Raw genomic sequence first — 13,971 nt, 5'->3', positions numbered from 1 at the left:
GGACGCCGGGTACCGGCACGTGAAGCTCAAGGTCGTCGCCCGCGGGGAGGAGTGCTACGCGGTGCTCAACCTGTACCCGTACAACTCCGGCCACCTCATGGTGCTGCCGTACCGGCACGTGTCCGGCTACGTCGACCTCACGACGTCGGAGACCGCCGAGCTGGCCGCGATGACCCAGACGGCGATCCGCACCCTCGGCGCGGTCTACGGTCCGGCGGGCTACAACATCGGGATGAACCAGGGCGAGGTCGCGGGCGCCGGCATCGCGGCGCACCTGCACCAGCACGTCGTACCGCGCTGGCTCGGCGACGCGAACTTCCTGCCCGTGGTCGGGCAGACCAAGGCGCTGCCGGAGCTGCTGGCCGACACCCGCGCCCGGCTCGCCGCCGCCTGGCCGGCGCCGGGCACCCCGACCGACGGGGCGCGCTGATGCTCGGAGGCCTGCGGGCGACGATGCAGCGGCTGTTCACCCCGCCCGCGCGGCTGCTCCTGCGGCTCGGGGTGTCGCCGGACGCCGTGACCATCGCCGGCACGGTGGTCGTCGTCGTCCTCGCCCTCACGCTGCTGCCCACGGGGCACGTCCTGCTCGGCGGCGTGCTCATCGGCCTGTTCGCCCTCGCGGACTCGATGGACGGCGTCATGGCGCGGCTGTCGGGCCGCACCGGGCCGTGGGGCGCCTTCCTCGACTCGACCCTCGACCGGATCTCCGACGGCGCCGTGTTCGCGGGCATCACGCTGTGGTTCGTGCTGCACCCCGACCTGCCGTACGACACGTGGGGCATCGTCGCGTCCCTCGCCTGCCTGGTGCTCGGGTCCGTGGTCCCGTACGCCCGGGCGCGTGCCGAGAGCGTGGGGGCGACGGCCGCCGTCGGCATCGCGGAGCGCACCGACCGGCTCGTCGTGGCCCTCGTGGCCGTGGCCTTCACGCAGGTGGGCCTGCCGCTGCTCGTGACCGTGATCGCCCTGACCCTGCTGGCCGCCGCCAGCCTCGTCACCGTCGTCCAGCGCGTCTCGACCGTCCGCCGGCAGCTGGCCGCCACCCCCGCCCCGCACGCACCCACCGACCGCCCCGACCCGGAGGCCTGATGCGGATCGACATGCGCCTCGACGTAGCCCGTCTGTACACGTTCGCCTGGCGCCACGCGCCGAAGGTCCCCGAGCCGGTGCTGCGCGCGGCGTTCAGGGCCGTCGCCGACCTCACGTGGCTGCGGCGCACCGAGGGGGTGCGGCGCCTCGAGGCGAACTACGCGCGCGTGCGCCCCGACCTCGACGGCCCCGCGCTGCGCCGCCTCACCCGCGCGGGCATGCGCTCGTACATGCGGTACTTCCGCGAGGCGTTCACCCTGCAGGGCTCGACGCCGGACCAGATCACCGCCCGCGTGCGGCTGGACGGCTACGAGAACGTCGCCGGCCCGGTCGCCGACGGCCAGGGCGTCTCCCTCGCGCTGGCGCACCTGGGCAACTGGGACCTCGCCGGCGCCTACGCGACGCCGCACATCGCCCCCGTGCTCACCGTCGCGGAGCGGCTCAAGCCCGAGGAGCTGTTCGTCGAGTTCGTCGAGTTCCGCCGCTCGATCGGCATCGAGGTGCTGCCGCTCGGCGACCACGACGTCTTCCGCAACCTCGTCCGGGGCGCGGTGAAGGGCGGCTGCATCGTCCCGCTGCTCGCCGACCGCGACCTCACGTCGTCGGGCGTCGAGGTGGACCTGTGCGGCCACCGCGCCCGCGTGGCGGCCGGCCCGGCCGCGCTGGCGCTCGCGGCCAAGGTGCCGCTCGTGCCCGTGGGAGTCACCTACGAGCGGCTCACCGGCGAGCGCCGTCGCGCCGCGGGCACGGCCTGGGGCATCGTGATCCGGTTCTACCCGCCCGTCCCGGTGCCCGACGACTCCGGGCTGCGCCGCAAGGACCAGGTCGCACGGATGACCCAGGGCTGGGTGGACGCCGTCGCCGTCACCCTCCAGGAGTCCACCCAGGACTGGCACATGCTGCAGCGCGTCTTCGTCGACGACCTCGACGCGGAGCGGTACGCGCGCACCCGGGCCGAGGCGGGCGAGGCATGACCGCCGCCCCCGACGCCACGGCCCCCGCGGCGCCCGCGCGCGCCCTGCGCGTCGGGATCGTCTGCCCGTACTCGTTCGACGCCCCGGGCGGCGTCCAGTTCCACGTGCGCGACCTCGCCGGCGCGCTGCAGCGGGCCGGCCACCACGTCTCGGTGCTCGCACCGGCCGACGACGACACCCCGGTGCCCGACGTCGTCACGTCCGCGGGCCGCGCCATCCCCGTGCGCTACAACGGCTCGGTCGCGCGCCTGACGTTCGGCCCGCGCGCCGCGGCCCGGGTGCGCCGCTGGCTCGAGGCGGGCCGGTTCGACGTCGTCCACGTGCACGAGCCGATGACGCCCAGCCTGTCGATGCTCGCCCTGTGGTCGGCCGAGGGGCCGGTCGTGGCGACGTTCCACACCTCGCAGGAGCGGTCGCGGGCGCTGCAGGTCGCGTTCCCGCTGCTGCGGCAGTCGCTCGAGAAGATCGCGGCACGCATCGCCGTGTCGGAGGACGCGCGCCGCACCCTCGTCGACCACGTGGGCGGCGACGCCGTCGTCATCCCGAACGGCGTCTACGTGGACACGTTCGCGGCCGCCGCGCCGGCCGACCGGTGGCGCGGCACCCCCGAGGCGCCGACCGTCGCGTTCCTCGGTCGGCTGGACGAGCCGCGCAAGGGCCTCCAGGTGCTCGCCGCCGCGGCGCCGCGCGTGCTCGCGCAGGTGCCGGGCGCGCGCTTCCTCGTGGCAGGCAAGGGCGACGACGGGCGGGACGCCGCGCTCGAGGCGCTCGGCCCGCACGCCGGGTCGTTCGAGTTCCTCGGCGGCGTGAGCGACGAGGACAAGGCGTCGCTCCTCGCGTCGGCGGACCTGTACGTCGCGCCGCAGACCGGCGGCGAGAGCTTCGGCATCGTGCTGGTCGAGGCCATGAGCGCGGGCGCCGGCGTGGTGGCCAGCGACCTCGGGGCGTTCCGCCGCGTGCTCGACGACGGCGCAGCGGGCCGGCTGTTCCGCACCGGCGAGCCGGACGACCTGGCCCGCACGATCCTCGAAGCCCTGGGCGACGCCGCGGGCACCCGGGAGCGGCGGGACCGGGCGACGGCGTTCGTGCGCCGCTTCGACTGGTCCGCCGTGACCGCGCAGGTGCTCGCGGTGTACGAGATGGCCGTGGCCGCGGGGGAGGCGCTGGGCTCCCCGGTCGCCCCGTCGCGCACGGAGAGCGCCGTCGGCTGGCTGCGCACCCGTCGCGCCGCCGGGGGTGAGGGCGCATGACCTGGTCCGAGCTCGCGCTCCTCGTCCTCCTCGTCGCGGCCGTCGCGGTCTGGCTCGCCTGGATCTCGGCGTCGCGCCTCGACCGGCTGCACCGCAAGGTGGTCGCCTCGCGCATCGCCCTGCAGGCCCAGCTCGCGCGCCGGGCGGGCGCCGCCATCGACCTGGCGTCCTCGGGGCTGCTCGACCCGGCGGGCGCCGTGCTCGTCGCCGACGCCGCGTTCGCCGCGGTGGAGGACGCCGCCCCGCCCCCCGCGCCCGGCGCCGAGCTCGCGCTCGAGGGGCTGGGCCCGGGCCGCGAGCGCGCCGAGAGCGAGCTGTCCGCGACGCTCCGCTCCGCGCTCGGCGACGACGAGGCACTGGCCGAGCTGCGCGCGACGCCCGCCGGCGGCGAGCTCCTCGGCCGGCTGGGCGCGGCCTGGTACCGCGCCCAGCTCGCGCGACGGTTCCACAACGAGGCCGTCGCCCAGGCGCGGCGGGCCCGGCGCACCTGGTACGTGCGGCTGCTGCGGCTGTCGGGGCACGCGGCGCTCCCGCGCACGGTCGAGCTGGACGACCAGATGCCGGAGGGGCTCTCCGGGGCCTGACGCGCGGAACTAGGATGGAAGGCGCGTGACAGCGGTCACGCGTCCCACTGCGACACGAGCGAGGTTGCGTTGAGCGAGACCAGCGGCAGCGACGGCCGGATCACCGCGGGCGAGGTGGGCACGGCCCGCGTCAAGCGGGGCATGGCCGAGATGCTGAAGGGCGGCGTCATCATGGACGTCGTCACGCCCGAGCAGGCGAAGATCGCCGAGGACGCCGGCGCCGTGGCCGTCATGGCCCTCGAGCGGGTGCCCGCCGACATCCGCGCGCAGGGCGGGGTCGCCCGCATGAGCGACCCCGACATGATCGACGGGATCATCGACGCCGTCTCGATCCCCGTGATGGCGAAGGCGCGCATCGGGCACTTCGTCGAGGCGCAGGTGCTGCAGTCCCTGGGCGTCGACTACATCGACGAGTCGGAGGTGCTGACCCCCGCCGACTACGCCAACCACATCGACAAGTGGCAGTTCACCGTGCCGTTCGTGTGCGGTGCCACCAACCTCGGCGAGGCGCTGCGCCGCATCACCGAGGGCGCGGCCATGATCCGCTCCAAGGGCGAGGCTGGCACGGGCGACGTCTCCAACGCGACCACGCACATGCGGCAGATCCGCGGCGAGATCCGCCGGCTGACCTCGCTGCCCGAGGACGAGCTGTTCGTCGCGGCCAAGGAGCTGCAGGCGCCGTACGAGCTGGTCGCCGAGGTCGCGCGGGCGGGGAAGCTCCCGGTCGTGCTGTTCACCGCGGGCGGCATCGCCACCCCGGCGGACGCGGCGATGATGATGCAGCTCGGCGCCGAGGGCGTGTTCGTCGGCTCCGGCATCTTCAAGTCGGGCGACCCCGTCGCGCGCGCCAAGGCGATCGTCCAGGCCACCACCTTCCACGACGACCCGGACGTGGTCGCCAAGGTCTCCCGCGGGCTCGGCGAGGCCATGGTCGGCATCAACGTCGAGGCCGAGCCGGCGCCCGTGCGCCTGGCGGAGCGGGGCTGGTAGCACCGGGTCCGACCACGACCAGGGGGCCCGCCGGCGTCGCGTCCGCGGGGCCCCTGGTCGCGCTCGACTAGGGTCGGGGCGTGCTGCTCCCTGAACCTTCGGTGCCGGGTGCGGACCTGCCCGTCCGGGAGGTCCTCCCTGCCACGGTCGACGCGGTGCGGTCGAGCGGCGCCGCGGTGCTGGTCGCGCCGCCCGGGTCGGGGAAGACCTCGTTGCTGCCCCTGGCCCTGGCCGACGCGCTCGGCGGGACGATCGTCGTCGCCGAGCCGCGCCGGATGGCCACCCGTGCGGCGGCGGCCCGGCTGGCGACGCTGGTCGGCGAGCCGCTCGGACGGCGGATCGGCTACGCGATGCGCGGGGAGCGCAGCGGTGGTGAGGGCCTCCGCGTCGAGGTGGTGACGACGGGGCTCCTCGTGCGCCGGCTGCAGCAGGACCCGGAGCTGCCGGGCGTCACGGCGATCGTGATCGACGAGTGCCACGAGCGGCACCTGGACGCCGACCTCCTGCTCGCGCTCCTCGTCGACGTCCGGGCGAACCTTCGGGACGACCTGGCCGTCGTCGCGACCTCGGCCACGGCGGACACGGTGAGCCTGAGCCGCGCCCTCGGCGCGGACGGTCCCGCCCCCGTGATCACGGCGACCGCCGCGCTGTTCGACGTGGCGACCGAGTGGGCGCCCCCACCGTTGCCCACGCCGCTGCTTCCCGGCGGTCGCGTCGACCCGCGCCTGCTGGACCACGTCGCGGCCGTCGTCCGGCGCGCGCTGACGGAGAACGAGGGCGACGTCCTCGTGTTCGTCCCGGGAGAGGCCGAGATCGACGGGATGGTCCGCCGGTTGGCCGACCTCCACGTCCTGCCGCTCTACGGCCGCCAGTCCAGGGCCGAGCAGGAGCGCGCGCTGGTGCCGTCCGCCACGCGTCGGATCGTGGTGACGACGTCGGTGGCGGAGAGCTCGCTGACGGTGCCGGGGGTCAGGGTCGTGGTCGACGCGGGTCTCGCCCGCGAGCCGCGGACCGACCAGTCCCGCGGTCTCGGGACGTTGGTCACCTGCAGGGTCTCGAGGTCGTCGGCCGACCAGCGGGCGGGTCGCGCCGGTCGGGAGGCGCCGGGCCGGGTCTACCGCTGCTGGTCCGCCACGGACCACGCACGTCTCGACGACCATGCGGCGCCGGAGATCGCGGTCGCCGACCTGGCGGCGTTCGCCCTCGACCTCGCGGCATGGGGTGCCCCGGCGGGGGCCGGCCTGACGCTGCTCGAGGCGCCGCCGGTGCCCGCGATGACCGCGGCCACCGCGTTGCTGCGCCGCATCGACGCCGTCGACGACGACGGCAGGATCACCGAGCGCGGCCGACGGATGCGGGCGATCGGCGCGCATCCTCGGCTCGCTCGTGCGTTGCTGGACGGGGCCCCGCGGGTGGGTGCCGACCGGGCGCGCGAGATCGTCGCGATGCTCTCGGACGACTCGGGCCGCGCCTTCGGCGAGGACCTCCCGGCACGTCTGCGAGCCCTCCGCCGCGGCGACGACCGCGCAGCGTCGGCCCGCTGGCGGGAGGAGGTGGCGCGCCTCGGCCGCGGCGTGCCGACCAGCCACCAGCCGGACGGGCGGGCCGGTCGGGGGACGCACAGGGTGCCGGACGACCTCGCGGTGGGCGTCGTGGCGGGGCTGGCGTACCCGGACCGGATCGCACGGGCCCGGGGGACCGACTCGGTGACGTACCAGATGTCCGGCGGTACGGGTGCCGCCCTGGATCCACGGTCGCCGTTGCGGGGCACCACCTGGCTGGCGATCGCGGTCGCCGACCGGGCGCCCGGCCGCGCCGACGCCAGGATCCGGTCCGCGGCGCCGATCGACGAGCAGACCGCGCGGGACGTCGCCGGCGATCTCGTGTCCACCACCGACCAGATCCGCTGGGACGACGGCCGGGTCGTGACGCGGCGGGTCGAGGCGCTCGGCGCGATCGTGCTGGGTGACGTCCCGCTGACCGACCCCGACCGGCTGCTCGTCCAGGCGGCGGTGCGCGACGGCATCCGGGGCAGCGGTCTGTCCGTCCTGCGCTGGTCGGAGACCGCGCTCGCCCTGCGGCAGCGGCTCGCGTTCTGCCACGCCCACCTCGGAGACCCCTGGCCCGCCGTCGACGACGAGGCGCTGCTCGCCGGTCTCGACGGGTGGCTGGGTACGGAGCTCGCCTCGGTGCGACGCTCGCGCGACCTCGACCGCATCGACGTGGCCTCGGCGCTCCGGCGGCTCCTGCCGTGGCCCGCGGCAGCCCGGTTCGACGAGCTCGCGCCCGAGCGGCTCCAGGTCCCGTCGGGATCCGCGGTCCGGCTCGCGTACGACGGTGCTGAGCCGCCGGTCCTCGCCGTGAAGCTGCAGGAGGTCTTCGGCTGGACCACGGCCCCGGCCGTCGCGGACGGCCGTGTCCCGGTCGTCCTGCACCTGCTGTCGCCCGCCGGACGACCGGTCGCGATCACGAGCGATCTCGCGTCCTTCTGGAGGCAGGGCTATGCCGGGGTCCGGGCCGACCTGCGGGGCCGCTATCCCCGCCATCCGTGGCCGAAGGATCCGCTGTCCGCCCTCCCGACGAGGCGGGTGAAGCCGCGCCGGTGAGCGCGGCCCTGCTTCCGTCCGTCGTCGAGGTCCGGCGCGTGGCTACCATGAGCGCCATGGATGCACGTTCCCCGTCGGCCGTGGACCGCGACGTCGAGGCCGAGCCGGAGTCGGCGCGCCTGACGGGGCGGGACCGGTGACGCCGGCCCTCGGCGACGACTGGGCGGTCGGGCCGGACGGGCTGCGGCAGCGGCGCGCCGCGCGCGTCATCGTGCTCGACGACGCGGACCGGGTGCTGCTGGTGCGCGGGCACGACGCCGACCAGCCGGAACGCTCGTGGTGGTTCACCGTCGGCGGCGGCATCGACGCCGGCGAGAGCGAGGTCGACGCGGCCCTGCGCGAGCTGCGCGAGGAGGCCGGGCTCGCCCTCGCTCCGGGCGACCTCGTGGGCCCCGTGCTGACCCGGGACGCGTACTTCCACTTCTTCGCGGAGACGTGCCGTCAGCAGGAGGTCTTCTTCCTGGCGCGCGTCGACGGCGGCCACCGGCCCACCGACGACGGGTGGACCGCGGAGGAGCGCGACGTGCTGGACGAGATGCGCTGGCTGACCACGGCCGAGCTGCGCGCCGAGACGCGCGAGGTCTTCCCGACCAGCCTGCCGGACGTCGTGGAGGACCTGGCCCGGGGGTGGGACGGCACCGTCCGCCACCTCGGCGTCCAGTACGACGACGAGCCGTCCGACCCCGAGGAGCTGGGCACCCGCACGCCCTGACCTCCAGACGTCCCGGGCTGCCGACGCGCGCCCCGGGCAGCAGTTGGCTACCGTCGTTCTGGTCAGGCCGCACACGGGGGTGCGGACGGAGCGGCAGGGGGACGTCGACGTGAACCGACTGACGAAGGCTGCAATCGCCGTGGGAGGGGCGGCCGTCCTGCTGGTCGGCGGCGCCCAGACGATCGCCTACTGGACGGCGCAGGGCACGGCCACGGGGTCGGACGTCACCGCTGGCACGCTCACGATGTCGGACGGGGCGTGCGGTGACTGGACGCTCGACGGCGGCGGCTCGGTCGCGGCGGGGATCGTGCCGGGCGACACGGTCACCACCACCTGCACGCTCGCGGTGGGGGGCACCGGCGACCACCTCGCCCTGGGCGAGATCACCGTCTCGTCGCCGACCTGGGAGGCGGAGAACGCGCTCACCGGCGCGCTCGACCTCACCCTCACCTCGGCGACCCTGGGCGGCGAGACGCTGGAGCTCCCGCTGACCGAGCCGGTCCCGGTGGGTGAGACCGACTCGCTCGTCGTCAACCTCGAGGCCGCGTTCGACACCGCCGCCGGGAACGACACGCAGACGCTGACCGCCGCGCTCGAGGACGTCACGGTCCAGGTCACGCAGGCGCACGTCGTCCCCGCTCCCTGAGCACGCCGTGGCTGCGCCACCGCCGGGCCCGGGTCGTGCCGTGGGACGCGCGACGGGGCGCGTCCTCGCGTGCGTCGTCCTCCTGGTCGCGGGCGGGGCCCTGCTGCTCGTCGTGGTGGTCCCGCGCCTGGCCGGCGCGACGCCGTACGGCGTGGCGACCGGATCGATGCGCCCCGCGTTCGACGTCGGCACGCTCGTGGTGGTGCGCCCGGTCGACGTGGACGAGATCACGACCGGACAGGTGGTCACGTACCAGCTGCGCTCCGGGGACCCCACGGTCGTGACGCACCGGGTGGTGGGGCTCGGCACCACCGTCGACGGGGAGCGGACACTGCTGACCCGGGGTGACGCGAACGAGGTCGCCGACCCGGAGCCCGTGCAGGCCGTGCAGGTGCGCGGCACGCTCTGGTACGCCGTGCCGCAGCTGGGCCGCCTCATGGGTCTCGGGACGCCCGAGCAGCGCCGGTTCCTCACGACAGGGGTCGCGGTGCTCCTCGTGGGGTATGCGTCGTGGCTCGTCGCGGGCGAGGTGCGGGAGCGGCGGGGGCGCCGGTCGTCCGGGGCGACGGCAGAGGCCGCGTCGACCACCGCACCGACCTTGGCGCCGGGAAGTGGGCCGAGCGCCCCGCCCGACGGGCTCGCGACCTGGTGGCCGGCGGCGCCGCCGGGTGCGGGCGGTGCCCGGAAGGACGGCCGTCGATGAGGGGCGGCGGGCGCCGGATCGGGACTTGGGGGGCAGCGGTCGTCGCCGGGGTGCTGCTGGCAGCGGCGCCGGCCGCGGGAGCGCACGACGGCGCCCGGCCCTCGGGCGTGGCGCTGAGCGTGGACGGCCGCCGGTGGACGACCGACCTCGAGACGGCGCTCTTCGGCTCCGCGCCCTGGACGCCGGGCGAGACGCGCCGGGCCGTGCTCCTCGTGCGCAACGACGGACCCGGCCCGGCCGGCAGCCGCGTCGCCGTCTCGATCGGGGACGGGGTGACCGGCCAGGGAGCCTCGGCCCTCGCGGACGCGGTGCAGGTCCGGGTGCGCCCGGAGGGGGGAGGGTGGTCCGACGACGCAGGGGCCGCGCCGGTGCTCCTGGCCGAGTCAGAGGTGCTGCCCGTCATGGTGGAGGCCTCGCTCGACGGCGCGGCAGGGAACGCGACGCAGGGCGAGACCGTCCCGGTGGACGTGCTCGTGACGTTGGCGGGCGACGCGCCGCCGGACACCGGAGGCGGCCAGGACGGTGGGCGCGGACCGGCCGACGACGTCCGTGACGGCCCGGGCGGGCTCGCCCGCACCGGTGGACAGCCGCTGCCGGTGCTGCTCGCGGCGGCGGTCGCCGTCGCGGTGGGCGCGCTGCTGCGCCGTGCCCGCCCACGAGGGGGTGGCCACCGTGGCTGAGTCGGCGCGGCACGGGGCGACCGTGCGCCGCGTCGCGGTCCTGGTGGTCGCGGCGATGGTGTGCGTGCTCGCCGGGGGCGGGATCGCCTGGGCCTGGTGGCGCGGATCGGGGACCGCGACGGCGCCGACGACGCGGGTCTCCTCGGGCACGATGGACGTGCAGGTCGTGGGGCTCGGCGGCGGGCTGGTGGGTCCCGGGGGCACGGTGACCCTGTCGTCGCTCACCCTCACCGGCGCGGTGCCGGGCGCCGGCGCCTCCGAGGTCGTCACGGTCCGCAACGCCGGTTCCCGCTCCGCCACGGTGACCGCGACGACCTCGCGGACCGGGACGCTCGGCACGTCGTTTACGACGAGCGCGTCGTTCGGCGCTGCGGACACGGGGACCGGCTGCGGCGAGGGGTCCGGCGGCACGGCGACGGTCCCCGCGGGCGGGACCGCGACGCTGTGCGTGGCCGTGGTGCTCTCCGCGACGGCGCCGTCGACCACCCAGGGCCAGGCGGGCGGGGTGTCCGTCGCGCTCGGGGCGGACCTCCCCGGCACCTCGTGGACCGACACGGGAACGATCGTCAGCGGCCCGGTGAACGCCGCGACCGTCCCGGTGCCCACGCTGAGCTGCGGGCTGCTCGGCATCGGCTCCGTGACGTTCAACTGGACCGCGGTACCCAGCGCCACGGGGTACCGGTTCTCCTACGGCTCGGGAGGGACCACGGTGCCCGTGGCGGCGGGGACGACGTCGTACCGCGTGACGCAGACGGCGACGGGCGCGACGGCCCAGGTGCGTGCCGAGCGCACCTTCGCGGGCACGACCTGGGTCTCCGCCGGGTCCGCCACGCGCACCTACACGGTCGCGCTCGGGCTGCTCGGGGTCTGCGCCTGAAACGCAGCCTCATCGGTTCGGAGGTCCCTCTACACTGCCCCGGTGATCACGACCATCGGCGTGCTCGCCCTGCAGGGCGACGTGCGCGAGCACGCGGCCGCGCTCGAGCAGGCGGGGGCGCGCGCGATGAGCGTGCGCCGCCCGTCCGAGCTGGACGCGGTCGACGGGCTCGTCCTGCCCGGCGGCGAGTCGACGACGATCGACAAGCTGCTGCGGCTCTTCGAGCTGGCCGACCCGCTGCGCCGGCTGATCGGCCAGGGCCTGCCGGTGTTCGGCTCGTGCGCGGGGATGATCCTGCTCGCGGACCGCATCGAGGGCGGCACCGCCGACCAGCGCACGCTGGGCGGGATGGACGTCGTCGTGCGCCGCAACGCGTTCGGCCGCCAGGTGGACTCGTTCGAGGCGGACCTGCAGGTCGCGGGCGTCTCGGACGCGCCCGGCGGGCGCCCGGTGCGCACCGCGTTCATCCGCGCGCCGTGGGTCGAGGAGGCGGGGCCCGACGTCGAGGTGCTCGCCCGCATCCCGGACCGCTGGGCGGACGGCTCCGCGGTGGGGCCCGCCGCCGGTAAGATCGTCGCAGCACGTCAGGGACGGCTGCTCGCCACCGCGTTCCACCCGGAGATCACGGGGGACGCGCGCGTGCACGGGCTGTTCGTCCGGCTCGTCCAAGCATCGCGAAGGAGTTAGGGAGCGCATGTCAGGTCACTCCAAGTGGGCCACGACCAAGCACAAGAAGGCGGCGATCGACGCCAAGCGCGGCAAGCTTTTCGCGAAGCTGATCAAGAACATCGAGGTCGCCGCGCGCACGGGCGGCGGCGACCCGGCCGGTAACCCCACGCTGTTCGACGCCATCCAGAAGGCGAAGAAGTCGTCGGTCCCGAACGACAACATCGACCGCGCCGTCAAGCGTGGCTCCGGCGAGGGCGCCGACGCCGTCGACTACCAGACGATCATGTACGAGGGCTACGGCGCGAACGGCATCGCCGTCCTCGTCGAGTGCCTCACGGACAACAAGAACCGCGCCGCCTCCGAGGTGCGCCTCGCGTTCTCCCGCAACGGCGGCAACCTCGCCGACCCGGGCTCCGTGTCCTACCTCTTCTCCCGCAAGGGCCTCGTCGTCGTGCCCAAGGCCGACGGCGTCACCGAGGACGACGTGATGCTCGCCGCGCTCGACGCGGGCGCCGAGGAGGTCAGCGACGAGGGCGACGTCATCGAGGTCCTCTCGGAGGCCACGGACCTGGTCGCCGTCCGCACGGCCATCCAGGAGGCCGGCATCGAGTACGACTCGGCCGACTCCATCTGGCACCCGTCCATGGAGGTCGAGGTCGACGTCGAGGGCGCGCGCAAGATCATGCGCCTCATCGACGCGCTCGAGGACAGCGACGACGTGCAGAACGTCTACGCCAACTTCGACGCCTCCGACGAGGTCATGGCGGCGCTCGACGACGAGTGACCCTGGTCGACCCGGGGTGGCCCGTCCCGCGGCGCGGGACGGCCGCCGTGGCCAGTGCGCGTGAGAAGGTGACGGCGTGCGCGTGCTGGGGGTGGACCCGGGGCTGACCCGGTGCGGTGTCGGCGTCGTCGACTCGTTGCCGGGGCGCAGGGCCCGGATGGTCGACGTCGGGGTCGTGCGCAGCGAGCCCGAGCTGAGCGTCGACCTCCGGCTGCTCCGTGTCGCGGAGGGCCTCGAGGAGTGGCTCGAGCGCACGGTGCCCGACGTCGTCGCCGTCGAGCGCGTGTTCGCGCAGAACAACCGCGGCACCGTGATGGGCACCGCCCAGGTGGCGGGCCTCGCGATGGTCGCGGCCGCCCGGCGCGGGGTCCCGGTCGCGATGCACACGCCGAGCGAGGTCAAGGCGGCCGTGACCGGCTCCGGCCGCGCCGACAAGGAGCAGGTGCAGCGCATGATCGCGCGCATCCTCGGGCTCGACGAGCTGCCCCGGCCGGCCGACGCCGCGGACGCGCTCGCGCTCGCCGTCACCCACCTGTGGCGGCCGTCGGGGGCGCTCCAGGGCGGCGAGCGGAACGAGCTCACCCCCGCCCAGCGCGCCTGGGCCGCGGCCGAGCGCACCGCGCGGACCGGCTCGCACCGCGGTGCCCCCTCCCGCGCCCGGCGCTGACCGACCTCGGCCCAGCGCCGGCGTCGTGTCGCCGCCCGGGCGTCGCCGCCGGTTGTTACAGTGACGCCTCGTACGGGTGTTCGACAGGCAGCTCGACGGAAGGACCACGGTGATCGCCTCCCTGACCGGCACGGTCACGCACGTGACGCTCGAGCGGGCCGTGCTCGACGTCGGCGGGGTCGGGTACCTCGTGCACGCCACCCCCGGGACCCTCGCCGGCCTGCGCGTCGGGGAGCGGGCCCAGCTGCACACCACGCTCGTCGTCCGCGAGGACTCGATGACGGTGTTCGGGTTCGCGGAGGCGGACGAGCGGGAGGTCTTCGAGACCGCCCAGTCGGTGTCCGGCGTCGGGCCCCGCATCGCCCTGGCCATGCTCGCCGTGCTCACCCCCGACGCGCTGCGCCGCGCGGTGGCGTCCGAGGACCTCGCGGCGCTGCGCCGCGTCCCCGGCGTCGGGCCCAAGAGCGCCCAGCGCCTCGTGCTCGAGCTGTCCGGCAAGCTGGGGGCGCCGACGTCGGACGGCGCCGTCGTGCCAGACGCCCCGCCGGTCGCGGCGGGAGACCCGGCCCGCGACCAGGTGGTCGAGGCGCTCGTCGGCCTGGGCTGGGCCGCCAAGATCGCGCAGGACACGGTCGACCGGGTCCTGCGCGACGCCGGCGACGACGTTCCGGACGGCGGCCCGATCGACGTCGCCGCCACGCTGCGGGCGGCCCTGCGCTCGCTGGGCGGGCGGCGTGGCTGAG

At 75.7% G+C, this 13,971-nt stretch carries 16 protein-coding genes; all 16 read left to right on the top strand.

Translation table 11 applies throughout. From position 1 onward, the window contains the following. Positions 1-430: HIT family protein (locus ACQP60_RS06450; RefSeq protein WP_429729534.1), on the top strand; the 430-nt coding region annotated here is incomplete at its 5' end. Next, positions 430-1,086, top strand: a complete 657-nt coding sequence (gene pgsA / locus ACQP60_RS06445; RefSeq protein ID WP_429729531.1) for a phosphatidylinositol phosphate synthase — start codon at positions 430-432, stop codon at positions 1,084-1,086. The genes ACQP60_RS06450 and pgsA, both read left to right, overlap by 1 nt. 11 nt (positions 1,087-1,097) lie before the next feature. Next, positions 1,098-2,060, top strand: coding sequence for a phosphatidylinositol mannoside acyltransferase (locus ACQP60_RS06440; RefSeq protein ID WP_429729528.1), 963 nt, complete (start codon positions 1,098-1,100; stop codon positions 2,058-2,060). Beyond that, on the top strand, positions 2,057-3,310 hold the full coding sequence (locus ACQP60_RS06435; protein WP_429729525.1) for a glycosyltransferase family 4 protein: 1,254 nt from the start codon (positions 2,057-2,059) through the stop codon (positions 3,308-3,310). Before ACQP60_RS06440 ends, ACQP60_RS06435 begins: the two co-directional genes overlap by 4 nt. Next, positions 3,307-3,894 (top strand): hypothetical protein, encoded by a 588-nt coding sequence (locus ACQP60_RS06430; protein ID WP_429729522.1) that lies wholly within the window; start codon positions 3,307-3,309, stop codon positions 3,892-3,894. Before ACQP60_RS06435 ends, ACQP60_RS06430 begins: the two co-directional genes overlap by 4 nt. A gap of 69 nt (positions 3,895-3,963) precedes the next feature. Continuing rightward, positions 3,964-4,884: a pyridoxal 5'-phosphate synthase lyase subunit PdxS gene (pdxS, locus tag ACQP60_RS06425; RefSeq protein ID WP_429729519.1), complete on the top strand. Its 921-nt coding sequence runs from the start codon at positions 3,964-3,966 to the stop codon at positions 4,882-4,884. 80 nt (positions 4,885-4,964) lie between these two features. Next, a complete protein-coding gene (gene hrpB, locus ACQP60_RS06420) occupies positions 4,965-7,490 on the top strand; it encodes an ATP-dependent helicase HrpB (protein WP_429729517.1) in 2,526 nt (841 codons plus the stop codon). A gap of 136 nt (positions 7,491-7,626) precedes the next feature. Continuing rightward, positions 7,627-8,202 (top strand): NUDIX hydrolase, encoded by a 576-nt coding sequence (locus ACQP60_RS06415; RefSeq protein ID WP_429729514.1) that lies wholly within the window; start codon positions 7,627-7,629, stop codon positions 8,200-8,202. Positions 8,203-8,311: 109 nt separating this feature from the next. After that, a complete protein-coding gene (locus ACQP60_RS06410) occupies positions 8,312-8,848 on the top strand; it encodes an alternate-type signal peptide domain-containing protein (protein WP_429729511.1) in 537 nt (178 codons plus the stop codon). 40 nt (positions 8,849-8,888) lie between these two features. Beyond that, a complete protein-coding gene (locus ACQP60_RS06405; protein ID WP_429729508.1) occupies positions 8,889-9,551 on the top strand; it encodes a signal peptidase I in 663 nt (220 codons plus the stop codon). Next, a complete protein-coding gene (locus ACQP60_RS06400) occupies positions 9,548-10,231 on the top strand; it encodes a hypothetical protein (RefSeq protein ID WP_429729506.1) in 684 nt (227 codons plus the stop codon). The genes ACQP60_RS06405 and ACQP60_RS06400 overlap by 4 nt, the downstream gene beginning before the upstream one ends. Continuing rightward, entirely contained in the window at positions 10,224-11,108 is an 885-nt protein-coding gene (locus ACQP60_RS06395; protein ID WP_429729503.1) for a hypothetical protein, read from the top strand. The genes ACQP60_RS06400 and ACQP60_RS06395 overlap by 8 nt, the downstream gene beginning before the upstream one ends. 42 nt (positions 11,109-11,150) lie before the next feature. Beyond that, positions 11,151-11,795 (top strand): pyridoxal 5'-phosphate synthase glutaminase subunit PdxT, encoded by a 645-nt coding sequence (gene pdxT, locus ACQP60_RS06390; RefSeq protein WP_429729500.1) that lies wholly within the window; start codon positions 11,151-11,153, stop codon positions 11,793-11,795. A 7-nt stretch (positions 11,796-11,802) separates the two neighbouring features. After that, complete coding sequence (locus tag ACQP60_RS06385) at positions 11,803-12,561, top strand: YebC/PmpR family DNA-binding transcriptional regulator (protein ID WP_429729497.1); 759 nt, start codon at positions 11,803-11,805, stop codon at positions 12,559-12,561. A gap of 76 nt (positions 12,562-12,637) precedes the next feature. Then, a complete protein-coding gene (gene ruvC / locus ACQP60_RS06380) occupies positions 12,638-13,228 on the top strand; it encodes a crossover junction endodeoxyribonuclease RuvC (protein WP_429729494.1) in 591 nt (196 codons plus the stop codon). A gap of 109 nt (positions 13,229-13,337) precedes the next feature. Further along, positions 13,338-13,970, top strand: coding sequence for a Holliday junction branch migration protein RuvA (gene ruvA / locus ACQP60_RS06375; RefSeq protein WP_429729491.1), 633 nt, complete (start codon positions 13,338-13,340; stop codon positions 13,968-13,970). Position 13,971: the final 1 nt, after the last annotated feature.

The organism is Isoptericola variabilis, from assembly GCF_050311655.1.
Taxonomy (GTDB): Bacteria; Actinomycetota; Actinomycetes; order Actinomycetales; family Cellulomonadaceae; genus Isoptericola; species Isoptericola variabilis.
The sequence above is the reverse complement of the archived record's forward strand: the minus strand, read 5'-3'. Positions and strand labels throughout refer to the sequence as shown.

Excerpts from the sequence above, each read along its gene's own strand:
- pgsA (WP_429729531.1), top strand. The coding sequence starts at position 430 with ATGCTCGGAGGCCTGCGGGCGACGATGCAGCGGCTGTTCACCCCGCCC.
- ACQP60_RS06440 (WP_429729528.1), top strand. The coding sequence starts at position 1,098 with ATGCGCCTCGACGTAGCCCGTCTGTACACGTTCGCCTGGCGCCACGCG.
- ACQP60_RS06435 (WP_429729525.1), top strand. The coding sequence starts at position 2,057 with ATGACCGCCGCCCCCGACGCCACGGCCCCCGCGGCGCCCGCGCGCGCC.
- ACQP60_RS06430 (WP_429729522.1), top strand. The coding sequence starts at position 3,307 with ATGACCTGGTCCGAGCTCGCGCTCCTCGTCCTCCTCGTCGCGGCCGTC.
- ACQP60_RS06400 (WP_429729506.1), top strand. The coding sequence starts at position 9,548 with ATGAGGGGCGGCGGGCGCCGGATCGGGACTTGGGGGGCAGCGGTCGTC.
- ACQP60_RS06385 (WP_429729497.1), top strand. The coding sequence starts at position 11,803 with ATGTCAGGTCACTCCAAGTGGGCCACGACCAAGCACAAGAAGGCGGCG.